We start from the raw sequence: 698 nt of genomic DNA on the forward strand, positions 1-698 counted from the left end.
AACACCATCATGGTCTTGTCCAGGTAGAACAGTTCGTTGTCCAGGCCGGCGTAGCCGCTGGCCATCGAGCGCTTGTTGACGATGATGGTCTTGGCCTTGAACGCTTCGAGGATCGGCATGCCGGCAATCGGCGATTTCGGATCGTTCTTCGCGGCCGGGTTGACCACGTCGTTGGCACCCAGCACCAGCACGACGTCGGCCTGGCCGAACTCGGAGTTGATGTCGTCCATCTCGAACACCTGGTCGTAAGGCACTTCGGCCTCGGCCAGCAACACGTTCATGTGGCCGGGCATACGACCGGCAACCGGGTGGATCGCATACTTCACGGTCACGCCGCGATGGGTCAGCTTCTCGGTCAGCTCTTTCAGCGCGTGCTGCGCACGTGCCACCGCCAGACCGTAGCCCGGCACGATGATCACGGTGTCGGCGTTGGTCAGCAGGAAGGTCGCGTCGTCGGCCGAACCGGACTTCACCGGACGGGCTTCTTTCGAACCCGCCGGGCCGGCCGCGTCCGCCGTATTGCCGAAGCCACCGAGCAGTACATTAAAGAAGGAGCGGTTCATCGCCTTGCACATGATGTACGAGAGGATTGCACCGGACGAACCTACCAGCGAACCGGCGATGATCAGCATCGAGTTGTTCAGCGAGAAGCCGATGCCCGCCGCTGCCCAGCCGGAGTAGCTGTTGAGCATCGACAC

General features: G+C 62.0%; 1 protein-coding gene. It reads right to left on the reverse strand.

Annotated elements, in window-relative coordinates; translation table 11 throughout:
- The coding region (locus AC3WTM_RS29520) for an NAD(P)(+) transhydrogenase (Re/Si-specific) subunit beta (RefSeq protein ID WP_492574127.1) at positions 1-698 on the reverse strand (698 nt) is incomplete at both ends.

The sequence above is a fragment of the Pseudomonas sp. EU05-FHT14B02 genome (assembly GCF_058791055.1).